Source organism: Streptomyces sp. iso_384, assembly GCF_056172905.1.
This window is the reverse complement of sequence record NZ_JBWBTT010000001.1, coordinates 7,681,386-7,695,090: the sequence shown is the minus strand read 5'-3', so window position 1 is coordinate 7,695,090 and position 13,705 is coordinate 7,681,386. Positions and strand designations below refer to the sequence as shown.

General features: G+C 69.1%; 13 protein-coding genes, 1 tRNA gene and 3 pseudogenes. 8 read left to right on the top strand and 9 right to left on the bottom strand.

Going from position 1 to position 13,705, the window contains the following annotated elements:
- Nucleotides 1-24 precede the first annotated feature (24 nt).
- Complete coding sequence (locus AC0VY3_RS34850) at nt 25-495, bottom strand: ATP-binding cassette domain-containing protein (protein WP_475551507.1); 471 nt, start codon at nt 493-495, stop codon at nt 25-27.
- A gap of 542 nt (nt 496-1,037) precedes the next feature.
- Here AC0VY3_RS34850 and AC0VY3_RS34845 point away from each other — a divergent pair.
- Nucleotides 1,038-1,564, top strand: a pseudogene (locus AC0VY3_RS34845) (hypothetical protein); the annotation flags it as partial.
- On the opposite strand, the gene AC0VY3_RS34840 reads toward AC0VY3_RS34845, so the two are convergent.
- Complete coding sequence (locus AC0VY3_RS34840; RefSeq protein ID WP_475551506.1) at nt 1,554-2,447, bottom strand: dihydrodipicolinate synthase family protein; 894 nt, start codon at nt 2,445-2,447, stop codon at nt 1,554-1,556. The pseudogene AC0VY3_RS34845 and the gene AC0VY3_RS34840 sit on opposite strands and share 11 nt — an antisense overlap.
- 36 nt (nt 2,448-2,483) lie before the next feature.
- The gene (locus AC0VY3_RS34835; protein WP_475551505.1) at nt 2,484-3,803 is read right to left on the bottom strand and encodes an aminotransferase class I/II-fold pyridoxal phosphate-dependent enzyme; all 1,320 of its coding nucleotides are present in this window, start codon (nt 3,801-3,803) and stop codon (nt 2,484-2,486) included.
- 295 nt (nt 3,804-4,098) lie between these two features.
- Here AC0VY3_RS34835 and AC0VY3_RS34830 point away from each other — a divergent pair, with 295 nt between their 5' ends.
- The 3 genes and pseudogenes from AC0VY3_RS34830 to AC0VY3_RS34820 all read left to right on the top strand — a co-directional run bounded on the left by AC0VY3_RS34830 (nt 4,099) and on the right by AC0VY3_RS34820 (nt 5,288).
- Nucleotides 4,099-4,641, top strand: coding sequence for an MOSC domain-containing protein (locus AC0VY3_RS34830; protein ID WP_475551504.1), 543 nt, complete (start codon nt 4,099-4,101; stop codon nt 4,639-4,641).
- Nucleotides 4,642-4,671: 30 nt separating this feature from the next.
- Nucleotides 4,672-4,856: pseudogene (locus tag AC0VY3_RS34825) on the top strand (excisionase family DNA-binding protein).
- Between the two features lie 147 nt (nt 4,857-5,003).
- Entirely contained in the window at nt 5,004-5,288 is a 285-nt protein-coding gene (locus AC0VY3_RS34820) for a hypothetical protein (RefSeq protein WP_181010970.1), read from the top strand.
- 1,009 nt (nt 5,289-6,297) lie between these two features.
- On the opposite strand, the gene AC0VY3_RS34815 is transcribed toward AC0VY3_RS34820, so the two are convergent.
- A complete protein-coding gene (locus AC0VY3_RS34815) occupies nt 6,298-6,699 on the bottom strand; it encodes a DNA-binding protein (RefSeq protein WP_103510605.1) in 402 nt (133 codons plus the stop codon).
- Entirely contained in the window at nt 6,696-6,944 is a 249-nt protein-coding gene (locus tag AC0VY3_RS34810; protein WP_103510604.1) for a type II toxin-antitoxin system CcdA family antitoxin, read from the bottom strand. The genes AC0VY3_RS34815 and AC0VY3_RS34810 overlap by 4 nt, the downstream gene beginning before the upstream one ends.
- A gap of 157 nt (nt 6,945-7,101) precedes the next feature.
- Between AC0VY3_RS34810 and AC0VY3_RS34805 the strand changes: the two genes are divergently transcribed.
- Nucleotides 7,102-7,770, top strand: coding sequence for a DUF998 domain-containing protein (locus AC0VY3_RS34805; protein WP_475551503.1), 669 nt, complete (start codon nt 7,102-7,104; stop codon nt 7,768-7,770).
- A 141-nt stretch (nt 7,771-7,911) separates the two neighbouring features.
- On the opposite strand, the pseudogene AC0VY3_RS34800 reads toward AC0VY3_RS34805, so the two are convergent.
- Nucleotides 7,912-8,457: pseudogene (locus tag AC0VY3_RS34800) on the bottom strand (helix-turn-helix domain-containing protein); the annotation flags it as partial.
- 196 nt (nt 8,458-8,653) lie between these two features.
- Between AC0VY3_RS34800 and AC0VY3_RS34795 the strand changes: the two are divergent.
- Nucleotides 8,654-9,532 carry an NAD(P)-dependent oxidoreductase gene (locus tag AC0VY3_RS34795; protein WP_475551502.1) on the top strand — a complete coding sequence of 293 codons (879 nt, stop codon included), beginning with the start codon at nt 8,654-8,656 and terminating at the stop codon, nt 9,530-9,532.
- Nucleotides 9,533-9,547: 15 nt separating this feature from the next.
- Here the strand turns inward: AC0VY3_RS34795 and AC0VY3_RS34790 are convergent.
- Nucleotides 9,548-9,621, bottom strand: a tRNA-Gly gene (locus AC0VY3_RS34790).
- 523 nt (nt 9,622-10,144) lie between these two features.
- On the opposite strand from AC0VY3_RS34790, the gene dcd reads away from it, so the two are divergent.
- Together dcd and AC0VY3_RS34780 are read left to right on the top strand one after the other, a co-directional pair.
- Nucleotides 10,145-10,720, top strand: coding sequence for a dCTP deaminase (gene dcd, locus AC0VY3_RS34785; protein WP_003967584.1), 576 nt, complete (start codon nt 10,145-10,147; stop codon nt 10,718-10,720).
- A 6-nt stretch (nt 10,721-10,726) separates the two neighbouring features.
- Nucleotides 10,727-11,227 carry a phosphoribosyltransferase gene (locus tag AC0VY3_RS34780; RefSeq protein ID WP_006126277.1) on the top strand — a complete coding sequence of 167 codons (501 nt, stop codon included), beginning with the start codon at nt 10,727-10,729 and terminating at the stop codon, nt 11,225-11,227.
- A 90-nt stretch (nt 11,228-11,317) separates the two neighbouring features.
- Here AC0VY3_RS34780 and AC0VY3_RS34775 read toward each other — a convergent pair whose 3' ends face one another.
- Nucleotides 11,318-12,304 (bottom strand): Yip1 family protein, encoded by a 987-nt coding sequence (locus AC0VY3_RS34775; protein ID WP_475551501.1) that lies wholly within the window; start codon nt 12,302-12,304, stop codon nt 11,318-11,320.
- 118 nt (nt 12,305-12,422) lie between these two features.
- The gene (locus AC0VY3_RS34770) at nt 12,423-13,592 is read right to left on the bottom strand and encodes an FG-GAP repeat domain-containing protein (protein ID WP_475551500.1); all 1,170 of its coding nucleotides are present in this window, start codon (nt 13,590-13,592) and stop codon (nt 12,423-12,425) included.
- Nucleotides 13,593-13,705: the final 113 nt, after the last annotated feature.

Below are 13,705 nucleotides of genomic sequence, written 5' to 3'. Positions count from 1 at the left end.
TTCCGGGGGAGCCGGGCCCCGGCGTCAGCTCGTACGGCCCTTGGAGTCGAATGCCTTCATCCGGTCGAGCACGCCGTCGGCGGAGGGGGCCAGCATCTCGTCGACGATCCGGCCGTCGGCGAGGAAGATGACCCGGTCGGCGTAGGAGGCGGCCACCGGGTCGTGCGTCACCATCACCACCGTCTGGCCCAGCTCGCGCACCGAGTTGCGCAGGAAGCCCAGCACCTCGGCGCCGGCCCGTGAGTCGAGGTTTCCGGTCGGCTCGTCACCGAAGATGATCTCAGGGCGGGAGGCCAGCGCACGGGCGATGGCCGTCAGGGTCGACTTGCCGGACCCGGACGGGCCCATGATCGCGGTGAACTCACCCTGCCGGAAGTCGACGTTGACCTGGTCGAGGGCGACCACCTGCGTCTCGCCCTGCTCGTAGACCTTGGACAAGCCGGAGGCATGGGCGACCACGGCGCTGGCGCGGTAAAGGAGAGGCATGGTCGTCACGGGTGGGACTCCTCAGGGGGTCTGGCGGATTGACTTCATCGTCTCCGCCGCCCGGCCCCAGGTCGTCACCCCCTCGTGCCCGTTCCTGTGGCCCTCTCAGGTCGGAAGAGGGCCCCTCCGTCCTTCTCGGGTATGACGTTCACCCGGCCCCTCCGGTATGACACCGACCCTGATTCCGTCACCCGTCACCGTTTTGTCATGGCGACGCCTGTTGCAATCCATGTGCGAGGAGTGGTGAACAGTAGACAGAGAGCGATGGGTTTCCGTCATGTCCAGAGGTCCGTATCAAGACCTTCGCCCTGCTTCCGGCATGTGCCGATGGCGCGTACCACGGCTGACACACCCCGGATCACCGACCCCGGCCTGCCGTTCGGCCATCCGATCCGCCAGCGCTGCCCCGTCACCCACTGGAAGCCCTCCCCACCCGCGAGCTGTGATCCTTCACTGAGCCCCCGTCAACTTAAAGTCGCAGGTCAAAGGGCTGGTGTGACCGGTCCTCGGGGCACCCATGCTGTTCGTGGACGGAAGTCCACGCAGAGGGGGCGGGCCGACGAGAGATCGCACTGCCGTCATTCCTCCACGAGGACGTCCGTCGGCACCTGGAGTGGTTCGCCCGGCCGGGTCCGGACGGGCTCGTCTTCGTCGGCGAGAGGGGGCGGCACTGCGCGGCACCACGTTCGGCCGCAAGTGGCGCAGGGCCCGGGACAAGGTGGGGCTGCCCGAGGGCTTCCGCTTCTACGACCTACGGCACACGGGCAACACGCTGGCGGCCGACACCGGTGCCAAGCTCAAGGACCTCATGGTCCGAGCTTGCCAGTCATCCGAGCGCGCGCAACTGATCTATCCACACTCCACCAAAGAACATCAGCGCAGGCTCGCCGCCAACATCGATCTCGACGTGCGCCGCCAACAGTCGGCCGGCGCCGCCGTCGGCGGTACGGGCGAGGGCCGCGGCGATGGCGTAGCGCGCCAGGCCGCCCCTGCCCTTTCCGGGCGGGGCGGGGCTTTCGCTCTTCTCGGCGTGGCTGCTGTGTGCTGTTGGCTCATGGTGTTCGTGTTCAGAAGGTGAGCTGGAGGGCGTCCAGCGCGGCGGCGACCTCGCGGCGTGCGGTCTCGTCCAGTGCGCGCAGGGGACGCGGCAGGTTCGGTTCCTCCGTCAGGCCGAGGTGGGAGGCGGCGGCGGACATGACGCGCAGGCTGCCGTGATGCCGGAAGAGGACCCACAGCGGTTCGAGGCCTTCGGACAGTTCCGTGGCCGTGTCTGCGTGTCCGGCCTGTGCGGCGCGGGTGAGGGCGAGGGCGGTCTGGGGGAAGGTGCCGCCGATGACCGAGTACCAGACGTCGCACCCGGCGGTCAGGCCGCGGGCGGCCATCCAGTCGCCGCTTATCCCGATGGTGACGGTGTCGGGTATCAGCGCGCGCAGCGCGTCGACGCGGAGCTCGGCCGCGGACGGGTCGTCGGGCACGCTGGGGATCTTGATCGAGGCGACGTTCGGCAACTGCGCGATGCGACCGTGCAGTTCGTCCGTGAAGTGAACGTGCGTGGTGGCGGGGTTGTCGTACACGCACAACGGTACGGAAAGTTCGCGCGTGACGTCCTCGTACAGCCCGAACACCTCGTCCTCGGTGAGCGGCTGATACGTCATCGGGGCGAGCAGCACCGCGGAGGCGCCGGCCTTCTGCGCGTCCTCGGCCAGCTGAAGCACGCGCGAGGTACGCAGCGCGCCGATGCCGACGATGACGGGTACCCCGTCGGCGGCCTCGACCGCGATCTGCGCTGCGTGAGCGCGCTGCTCTCGGGTGAGGTAGGCGTAGCTGCCGGTGGAGCCGAGCGCGCCGATGGAGTCCACCCCCGTGGCGGCGAGACGGGTGACGAGCGCGGTGTACGCCGCGGTGTCGATGCGCTGCTCGCTGGTGGGTGTGAGGGGGAAGGCGCTCAGGCCGTGGAACACGATGACTCCTCGTGGCGGGTGGGAAGGGAGTGTTGGTCAGTCGGTCGTCGCGCGCAGTTCCGCGACGACCGCGGCGAGTTCGGCGGCGAACGCCCCGGCCTGCGACTCGGTGAGGGTGGCGGTGGTGACCCGGATGGCGCCCCGGTGGGCGGCCGGGTCCGGTGCGAAGAGGTGACCCGGGCGAACCGCCCAGCCTCGATGTGCCAGAGCCTTGACCGCTGCCCTGCCGTCGACGTCGAGTTCGACCCAGACGTTCAGCCCGTCGGGCCGGTGCGGGACCTCGATGCCATGGGCGTGCAGCCGCTCGACGAGCAGGCCGCTGCGCCGGGCATAGACCTCACGGGCCCGTTCATGGAGTTCGTGGACGCTCGGATCGAGGAGCATTTGACGTGCGGCGTGTTGCAGCAGGCGGCTGACCCAGGTGGTGCCGGCACTCAACCGCGCCTCCAGGCGCGCGGTGCTCTCGGCGTCGGCGGCAACGAGCGCGAGACGGAGATCCGGTCCGAGGAACTTGGACACGGACCGCACCAGTGCCCAGCGTGAGCTGCCCGGTGGTGTGATCCGGTGGTAGGGCCGGGCGGAGACCGCTGAGAAGTGGTCGTCCTCGATCACGAGGACCTGGGGATGCTCCGACAGGATTGCCCGCAGGCCGGCTGCCCGTTCCTCGGTGAGACTCGCGCCGGTCGGGTTGTGGGCGCGGGGTGTGCAGATGACCGCGCGGGCACCGGCCTTCAGGGCGGCCCGAAGAGCGTCGGGGCGCATGCCGGCGCCGTCTACCCCCACTGGTGCCGAGCGGTAGCCGTTCAGTCGCATGGTGCCGATGCTCGCCAGGAAGCAGGGGTCCTCGATCGCCACCAGGTCCCCACGGGTGAGGTGAGCATTCAGGAGCCGCTCGGTGGCATCCACGGCTCCAGAGGTCACCAGCGTGCGGAACGAATGATCTATGTCCTCGGCGAAGTCGGCACGGGCCCAGGCGTCCAGCCCGACGTCGATGGCCGGCACACCGTACAGCGGCTGGCTGTAGTCTCCGCGCCGGGCGGCGGCCAGGATGTCGGGCAACAAGCTCGGGTCGGGGTTGCCGCCGGCCAGGTCGATGCAGTCGTCACAGGTGCCGATGCCTTCGCGCGCGAGCTGCGGTACCGCCGCGACCACCGTGCCGCCGCGGCCCCGCGTCTCGGCCACTCCCGCCTCGACGAGCCGCCGGTAGGCGAGGGCAACCGTGTTCCGGTTGACTCCCAGCTCAGCTGCGAGCACGCGCACCGGGGGCAGACTCGTCTGCGGCTCCAGAACACCCGAAGCGACCTGGTCGCGCACGCTCCCCGCGATCTCAGCCGCAGTGGTCCCCTCGATGCCCACGTGATCACCTCTGCCTGAACTCGATCGGGATACGTCCTATGCCAAATATTGTCCTATGCCAATATAGAGCCAAGGGTCGGAGGTGCCTCCATCGCCCACAAGGGCTCTGCCGCCGGTCGCCCGACCGGCGCGGGCCGGGCGAGCTCCTGCAGGGCCGCAGCCAGGGCGGCAGCGGCCAGGTCAAGGGAGCACCGACGGCCGCTGCCTCACCCGAGATCGACCATGGACGCCACGCCCTGAGGACCGAGGGTCAAGGTCGCGGCCGATCACCGACATCGAGGAAGGAATCCCGAGGATGAACGGAATAGTCACGGCCGTCAGCAGCAACGGCGAGTACACCTTCACCAAGCCGAACCGGGACAGCATCAAGCTGCTCGCCGGGCTTGGCGTGGAGGGCGACGTACATGCCGGCGTGACGGTCAAGCACCGCTCTCGAGTCGCACAGGACCCCACCCGGCCGAACCTGCGCCAAGTGCACCTGATTCATGAAGAGCTCTTCACCGAGGTCGGCTCCGCGGGGTTCAACGTGGTGCCCGGTGACCTCGGCGAGAACATCACCACCAGAAGTATCGATCTGCTCGGCCTGCCGGTCGGCACACTGCTGCGAATCGGCGGCGATGCAGTGCTGGAAGTGACCGGCCTGCGCAATCCCTGCCTGCAGATCGACACCTTCCGGGACGGGTTGCTCAAGCAGGTCGTCGGCCGTGACGAGGCCGGGAATGTCGTACGCAAGGCAGGAATCATGAGCATCGTGATAGAGGGCGGCGTGGTGCGCCCGGGCGACACGATAGAAGCGGAGCTTCCCAGCGGGCCGCACCGGCCTCTGGAACGAGTGTGACGTTTCTGCCAGGCAGGGGGCTGTCAATCGATTGACAGCCCCCTGCCTCGGACCGGCGTGCGCTCCATCCGACGCCTCGTCGCCGGGCGACGCATCCGGTACGTCCAGCTCGGCAAGCACGTCCGTATCGGCGAGAGCGCCCTGTCCGCGTACGTCGAGGAGCGGACAGGGGCCCTGTCCGTGGCCGATGTGCCGGCTTTGGGCCGGTGGCGTGATGGCGCGGGCCCGCAAAAAGGTGCCGCGCCGCAACTTCGGTGCGATCCGCAAGCTGCCCTCGGGGCGCTACCACAGGCCCGCTGTCCCGGCGCGGGAAGCGTGTCCTGTGCGTCGCTCCAGAAACGTACGAGACCAAGCGCGACGACGTGGTGTTCCTCGCCCAGGTCCAGGCCGACCAGGCCCGAGGTGGCTGGATCGCCCCGACCGTCGGCGAGATGCTGTTCTCCGAGGACGCCACGCACTGGACCGACGAGCGCGACGCCGCCGCTACCAACGAGGAGCGGCACTGGCGACTGCCTCCCCGCCACCTGGAGCCGGCCTTCGGCGAACAGCACGTCAACGCCATCAGCCCGGCCAAGGTGAGGACGTGGCGCGCGGAACGCGCAAGGCGACGGGTGCCACCACGACGGCGAAGTCCTGTCGGCTGCTGAAGGCCATCATGCAGACGTCTGTCGAGGACGGGCTGATCCGCCGGAACCCCTGCGCCGCCCGCGGTGCGGGGTGCGAGGATGCGGACGAGCGGCCGGCGGCCACCGTCGAGGAGGTCTTCGCTTTCGCCGGGGGCATCGGGATCCGATGGCGGCTGATGGTCCTCCTCGGTGCTGCCGCCTCCATGAGGCAGAGGAGCTCGCCGAGCTACGCCGAGCCGACATCGACCTCGACACCGGCTCGGTACGGGTACGGCAGGCCGCTCCGGAACTGCACACAGGCCGAAGCGTGATCGGTGATCCCAAGCCCCGCGCGGGCAAACGGGAGATGGTGCTCCCCGCTTCGTCCACGGTCCGTGCGGGCCAGTCCTCGGAGCGGGCCCAGCTGACCTGCCAGAACCCCACCAAGGCGCATCAGCGCGAGCTCGCCGACGACATCGACGCCGACGCCCGCAGCCGGCGCACGTCGGCGGACCGGGAGGGGGCACCAGCGCAACCCCCCACCGCCCACCGGATCGCTCCTCCGCTTCCGGCTCTCGCAGAAGCTGCCCGGGGGAGGCGATGCGCAGGGGCGCGGTCCAGGCAGCCAGCCGGGGCGGCAACCCTCGATGTGTGGCGCGGGTCACCCGACATGCATCTCGGGATCCGAGCCGCCCTCGCGCGGGGCTGCTCCGAGTGGCGACTTGGCAGCAAATCTGATGCCCCGTGAGGGTGCTTATGGCGCGCGAGCCTCGATAGGTCCAGAACGACAAACAAGCCCCAGGTCTCTGACCTGAGGCTTTGTCATGGAGCGGGTGACGAGAATCGAACTCGCGCTCTGAGCTTGGGAATCAGCGGTGCTTGAGTCTCTGGAAGGGCTCTGACCTGCGCTTTCCTGCGAGGATGCTGGGGTCGCCATGGTCTTTGGAAGCTGTACCTGACCGTTGTTGTCCGCTCTGCTGGGCGCGGATGGGGCACGGTAGGGCCATACAGCGGACCCTGCCAGGGGGCGTGCTCGGGGTGGGCCGGTGCGTCAGAGGGGGATGATGCGGACTTGGTTGCCGCAGAGTTTGGTCATGTCGTCGCTGTCGGATGCCAGGAGGGCGACGGGTTTCGGCTGACGCAAGGCGACCTCGGCGACTGTGGCGTCGATGGCGTACTTGTGCCCGTGCAGTCCGGCACCTTTGAGGAGTTCCGCTGCTGCTTTCGCCGCCTGCTCGGTGACGGGCTCCACCTTGACGCGGGACAGGGCCCAGTTCAGGCGAGGCATGTTGGTACGGGAATGGGTGACTTCCACGATGGTGTTGGCCCCGATGACCAGGTCGGCCCCCATGTCGTGGAAGACCTGCAGCATCGTGAGGAGCTTGCGGTCCTGCGCGATCCAGGCGGAGAGCCCCTCCGAGTCCAGGACGACGGTTTCGATGCGTTCGCTCACGCGGCATCCGCGCTCGTGGAGGTGCCGGCGGAGCCGAAGATCTTCGCGCGAGCCTCGGCGAGCTCCTCGTCGCTGAAGGGTCCGTGTTCCTCCTCGTGACGGCGGAGGTCGTCGCCCAGGAGTTGGTGCCGGATCTGGCGGGCTACGGCTTCCGCCACGTAGCCGGAGACGTTGTCCGTGAGCTTGCGGAGCTCCGCCACCTGATCGCTGGGGAGCGTGACGGTGATGCGAGTCGTCGAGGACATACGGCAAGCATACTGGAGTATGCGTGGAAGGGGTGGGCTTGACTCCTGGGGTCAACCCACCCTCCCGCATGTGTCCTGGGTTACATGCGGGAGGGCGATCACTTTGCTCCTTGACTTCGGTCATATGGGTGACACATCGCAACGAGGAAGGCACGCCATGACCGACACGTTCATCGCACCTGGGCCCACCCACTCCGTAGCCACGGTTCAGCGAGCCGCGGCCCGGTGGCTCACGACCGGTGGTGTGGTGGCAGGTCCACTGTTCCTCGCGGCCGGACTCGCCCAGGGACTCACGCGCGACGGCTTTGACTTCACCCGAAACGCGATCAGCCAACTCGCTCTGGGTGGGGCCGGCTGGGTTCAGATGCTGAGTTTCGTGTTCACCGGAGCGCTGCTGGTCGCCGGCGCGACCGGGCTACGGCGGACTCTGCGCAGAGGCCCCGCCGGGAGGTGGGCACCGGCCCTGGTCGGCGTGTTCGGCCTCTCTTTCTGGGCAGCAGCCGCCTTCCCGGCCGACGCCGGTGCTGGTTTCCCTGCAGGCTCCCCGGACGCGGCGGTGATGAGCGGGCACGGTGCGGTCCATATGGTCGCCGGAATGATCGGCTACCTCGCTCTGTGTGCGGCGTTCGTCGTTCTGGCTCGCCCGCTTGCCGCCCGGGGTCTTCGGGGCTGGGCCGTGGCGTCGCAGGTCGTACCCGTGGCTGTCCTCGCCGGGTTCATTGCCTCGGCCGCGTCGGTTCTTGCGTTCACCGCCGGGGCCGGCCTCGGTCTGTTGTGGCTGAGCGCGGTGATGGCGCGGCTGGCTGACGCTCCGGGCGACCGCTAGCTGATCGCCGCTTCCACCGGAATCATCGGCACCACCACAACATCGCGACGTGAAACGGGAGCATTCATGACTGACGCCGTGAAGGGGCCCCGAAGTTAGGAACAGGACGGGCCTCGAATATGAGCCGGAGGAATACGACCCCTATCCGTCCAGGTGAAAGCGGTCGGACATGTGCCGAAGCTTCTCCCTCGTGGCTGCCCGTTCCGCGTAGACGATGCTGCGAAGCGTCGAACGGGCGATGGGGTGGTTCCGTACGAGCTGCGGCGCGATCCGCTCAGCCGTCTCCAGCTCGGTGAGGGCCTTCGCCCGGTTCCCGTCCCACAGCCAGGCCCGCGCCACGTCCATGTGGTGGTGGCCCTGACGTGAGTTGGGCAGTGCCCCGACCAGGCTCGGGCTGGTGCGGCGGTTTATCTCCAGAGCTTTGCCCTGCTTGCCCATTTCCAGGGCCACGCTGATCGCGTGGATCTGCACGTTCCCGGCGGAGAACGTCAGCGAATGCCGGTCGTACACCGGTGCGCCGACGTACGCGTCCATGCGCTCCGCCGCGTCCTTCGCGTGTCCGATCCGGTCCTCCGCTTCCGATGGGCGGTTGGCTCGAGCGGCGGAGATGGCCACCCGAAGCTGAAGCGTGCCCCAAGCCCGCACGGCCAGCGGATCACCGTGCTCGTACGGCTGTTGAACCGAGGAGCTGCAAGGACAGTCGGGGCCGCGGCCCGTGTACCGCTGCCCCGTCCTGAACGGCGAGTCCGAGACCTGAGGCACTTTTGTTCGCCATCAGCGCCCGGACTGCCACCAGGCATTGATCCCGAAGCCGCCGGTGCCGAGCGACAGCGGATCATGGGGATGAGGAACACCCCACGTCGCGCACCGCCGGAGGTAGCCAGTGATCACCGTGACCGTCCTCCACCCTGGAACCATGGGCGCGGCGATCACCGCCGAGCTCGTCGCCGGCGGCCATGAGGCACTGTCGGTGACCAAGGGCCGCAGTGAGAACACCTGGCTCCGCGCGAGGGAAGCCGGTGCCACGGCGTACGACTCGCTCGCGGAAGCGCTGTCCCGGAGCGCGGTCGTTCTCTCGGTGTGCCCACCACAGGCGGCGGAGGACGTCGCGGCGGCGGTGGCCGCGCACGGCTTCGCGGGGGTGTACGCCGACGTCAACGCCATCAGCCCTCAACGCGTACGGCACATCGCTGACGAGATCCGCCCCGGCTCCGCAGTAGTCGACGGTGCCGTTTTCGGTCAGCCGCCAGGCGAGGGGCGTGCCACACGGCTCTATCTCGCAGGGGCCGACTCTGCCGTCGAGCTGGTGGCGTCGCTGTTCACGGACTCTGCGCTGCACGTGTGCCGCGTCGGGGACACACTCGGTTCCGCTTCCGCTCTGAAGATGGCCTTTGCCAGTTACCAGAAGGCCGCTCGCACCCTCGCCGGCGTCGCTCACGCGCTCGCCGACGCCCATGGAGTCGGCGACCACCTCACGGCCGAAGCCGAGATCATGATCTCCGCGATCCTCTCCGATCCGGAGTACTTGCCGAGTGTTGCAGCCCGAGCCTGGCGCTGGGCGCCCGAGATGGAAGAGGTCGCCGACACTCTCCGCGCGGCTGACCTGCCCACGGACATGGCCGAAGCCACGGCTCGGGTGCTCGCTTACTGGGAAGAGGACAAGGACCAGTACGACTTGCCGCTCACGCATGCCCTCTCTCAGCTTCGGTCAGGGAGGAGCACCGTGACAGGTCCAGACAACAAACAAGGCCCGGGTCGATGACCTGGGCCTCAGTCGTGGAGCGGGTGACGAGAATCGAACTCGCGCTCTGAGCTTGGGAAGCTCATGTTCTACCATTAAACTACACCCGCGAAGCATGCCGATCACCGGCGCTGCATCGTTCCACACTCTACCCCATGTCAGGCCCCCGGCAGATGAGCCGTGGGGCCTTCGTGTCGTGTGCGTGGTGGTGGGAGGGGTGTGGACGGGGGTGTGATGGGCGGGAGTTGGGGGCGTAGCGTGGGTGGTCGGAGTGCCGCGTGGAGTGGCGTCCTGTTCATCCCCTAATGTGGCGTTCTCGTCCATATGTGGTTGGGGAAGGGACTTGATGGAGTCGATGGAGCGCACCGTCGTCCGCTGTGCCGAAGGGCACGTTTTCGCTACCTCGTCGTTTCCGATGCAGCAGCTCGGGGCCGGCCGGATCGGGCCCGGGCGGTTGATCCGGTGTCCTCGGTGTGCCCGGTTGCGGCAGGCCGTGCCGGTGGCGTTCGAGAAGCGGTAGTCGTGGCGGAGCGGTCGCCGGCGGTAGCGAAGCGGTAGTCGCAGAGACGTGGAGCAGAGGCGCGCGGGTGGTCCGGTTGGGGCGGGCTCGCGCGTTCTGCGTATCCTCGGGGCGTGCTTCTCTCAGACAAGGACATCCGGGCCGAGATCGACGCCGGGCGAGTCCGTATCGATCCGTACGACCCTTCGATGGTGCAGCCGTCGAGCATCGACGTGCGGCTGGACCGCTACTTCCGGGTGTTCGAGAACCACCGGTACCCGCACATCGACCCGGCCGTCGAACAGCCCGATCTGACGCGGACCGTCGAGCCGGAGGGGGATGAGGCCTTCATCCTGCACCCGGGCGAGTTCGTGCTGGCGTCCACGTACGAGGTGATCTCGCTCCCCGACGATCTGGCCTCGCGGCTGGAGGGCAAGAGTTCGCTCGGGCGGCTCGGTCTGGTGACGCACTCGACGGCCGGGTTCATCGACCCCGGGTTCTCCGGGCACGTGACCCTGGAGCTGTCGAATCTCGCGACCCTGCCCATAAAGCTCTGGCCGGGCATGAAGATCGGGCAGCTGTGCCTGTTCAAGCTGACCTCGTCCGCCGAGTTCCCGTACGGCTCCGAGCGCTACGAGTCGCGGTACCAGGGGCAGCGGGGGCCGACCGCCTCGCGGTCCTTCCAGAACTTCCATCGGACCCAGGTGTGATCGACCATGGCTGCTGACGTGCGGGAAAACCTGACCTACGAGGGCTTCGGGCGCGCCGTGCGCGAGCTCGCCCAGGCCGTCGCCGATGACGGGTACGAGCCCGATGTCGTGCTGAGCATCGCGCGGGGTGGGGTCTTCGTCGCGGGCGGGCTCGCTTACGCCCTTGACTGCAAGAACATCCATCTGGTCAATGTGGAGTTCTACACCGGGGTCGGGACCACCCTGGAGATGCCCGTCATGCTGGCGCCCGTGCCCAACGCGATCGACTTCTCCGACAAGAAGGTTCTGATCGCCGACGATGTCGCTGATACGGGCAAGACCCTCAAGCTCGTCCACGACTTCTGCGTCGACCATGTCGCCGAGGTCCGCAGCGCCGTCATCTACGAGAAGTCCCACTCCCTCGTGAAGTGCGAGTACGTGTGGAAGAAGACCGATCAGTGGATCAACTTCCCGTGGAGCGTGGAGAAGCCCGTCGTGCGGCGCGATGGGCAGGTTCTGGACGCGTAACCGACCCATGACGCCTCACCCGTAGGCTCCATGACATACGGAAGGCCCCCGGAACGATTCCGCGTTCCGGGGGCCTTCCTCGTCCGTCGCTCAGATCGTGCCCAGCTTGATGATCGACAGCAGCGCGATCAGCTGGATCGCCGATGCGCCCAGTGCCTTCGGCCACGGCAGGTCGTGCGACTTGCTGACCATCGACGTGAACAGCGCCCCCGCCGCCAGCCAGGTCAGCCAGCCCACGATCTGGACCAGCGAGTTCTCGCCGCCCAGGAAGAGGGCGAAGAGCAGCCGCGGGGCATCCGTCATCGACATGATCAGCATCGACAGGCCCACCGTCGGCTGCCACGAGCCCGTGCCGCCGAGCTGGCGGGCCAGGGTGTGGGTCACCGCGCCGAGGACCAGGCCGCCGATGACGAAGCCGATGCCGGTGAACAGGACGTACGGGATGGCCGTCGAGATCGTCGCGTTGATCGCTTCATCGCGGGCCTGGTCGAAGCCGAACAGCGCGAGCAGGCCGTAGACGAAGGTGACGACCAGCGCCGGGCCCCAGACCGGGTAGTCCCGCATCTGCCAGAACGTCGGACCCGGGCGGGTCACGATGCCGGTCAGCAGGTCCTTCCAGCGCAGCCGCGGGCCCGCCGGCTGGGCGGGGGCGGAGCCGGCCCGGTAGGTGTTGCCGTCGCCGTACGGGTCCTCGTCGACGCGGAACGCCTGCGTGTGACCCGGGTTGTTCGCGTACGGGTCGTGGGGCGCGGGGTCGGCGTAGGGGTCGCCGAAGTACTCCGGTTCGCCGTGGCCGCCGTGGCCGCCGTGACCGTGCTGGCCGCCGTGGCCGTGCCCGCCGTAGCCGCCCTGTCCGCCCTGGCCGTGTCCCGCGTAGCCGCCGTCGTTGTACGAGGGGGCCTGCGGGTTTCCGTACGGCGGTGGCGCGGCGCCGTTGGCCGGGCCTCCTGCCGTCGGCCACGGCTGAGCACCGTACGGCGGCTGTGGTGCCTGCCCTCCGTACGGCTGCTGCCGCTGCTGCTGCGGTTGTTGCGGGGTGCGGTTGTCCCGGCCGCGTCCGATCCTGAATCCAGCCACCCGTCGAACGTACCTGGTCCCCGGGGGTGGGGAGTGGGGGCCGGGGGAACCCGTCCGCCATTGCGGCCGAGCTGTGACATCCCCTAGGGGCCGCACCCCGGGGCCGGGGAGGGGGAGTTCAGGGGAGGAACAGCTTCGTGGAGAAGGTGACGGCGGGCTCGGCCGTGTTACCCGCGGTGTAGAGGGCGATGAGGTCCCGCCGCTCGCCGAGGTACGTCCGCACCACCGTGTCCGGCTTCTTGTCGCCGTCGTAGTCGCCGTGGTTCAGGAGCGTGGTGCGGGTGGCGCCCGTCGTCTTCAGCGGTGCGGTGGGGAAGTCCTCCGCGGCGAACGCGTACGCGCGGCCGGGACCCGCCGGGCCCTTCGCGGAGCCGAGGAGGAGGGTGCCCTTGCCCGCCTGTCCGGGGGCGTGCGGGCGGGCGGCGGCGACGAGGTCGTCGTAACCGTCCTTGTTGGTGTCGGTCCTGGGCTCGGGGGCGTAGAGGTACGGGCCGCCGTCGGGCAGCAGTTCCGCGCTGCGCGGGGCCCCGGTGCGAGTGAAGGGGCCGTGCAGGAAGGTGACCTGGCCGGCGCTGGCGGTGACCGCGAGGTCGGCCCTGCCGTCGCCGTCGAAGTCGCCGCACACCGGCTGCTCGGGCCACTCGTTGCCGAACCGGGCCTTCTGCGGGATGCGTACGGTGACCGCCTTGCCCGTCAGGCCCTGCGGGGAGCCGAAGAGGATCTGGAGGGGGACGGGCGGGGCGCCGATGCCGTTGTACGGGGGGTCGGTGGAGACGATCAGGTCGGTGAAGCCGTCCCGGTCCAGGTCGCAGGCGGCCTCGGAGTCGAACGCGGCGGGCAGGGTGTCGCCGGACTTCGCCGCGTTCGCCCGGGCGCTCAGGAGTTGCCGGGCGGCCGGGTCCAGGGGGCGGTCGCGGTCGCCGGAGCCGTACACGATGCCGATGCCCGCGTCGTCGCCGTGGCTGTCCTCGGGGGCCTTCACCAGGTCGTCGATGACCAGGTCGCGGTGGCCGTCGCCGTTGAAGTCGTACGGGACACGGCTGCCGGTGCCGCGCGGGACGGGGGTGCGTGCCGTGCCCGCCCGGGCCTGTGCCTCCGGCGGGGTGTCGCCGTTCTTGCCGTCGGACGCGGAGGAGGCGGCGGAGGTCGACGGGGCGTCGGCGGCCGAAGGGCTCCCGCAGCCCGCGAGTGCGAGCAGCAGGGCGGCGCAGCCCGCGGCGAGGAGAGCCGTCGCTCTGGTGGTGACGGCTGCCTTCGGGGGCGTGAGGTGCGTGATGCGTGGGCGCACGGGGCCTCGTTCGTCGCTCGTTCGTCGTGTGTCCGCGCGTGGCTTGCGCGCGTGACGTCCGCGCGTGGTTCCTGACCCGTCGCGGGTTTCTCCGGGGCACATGATGCTCCAAG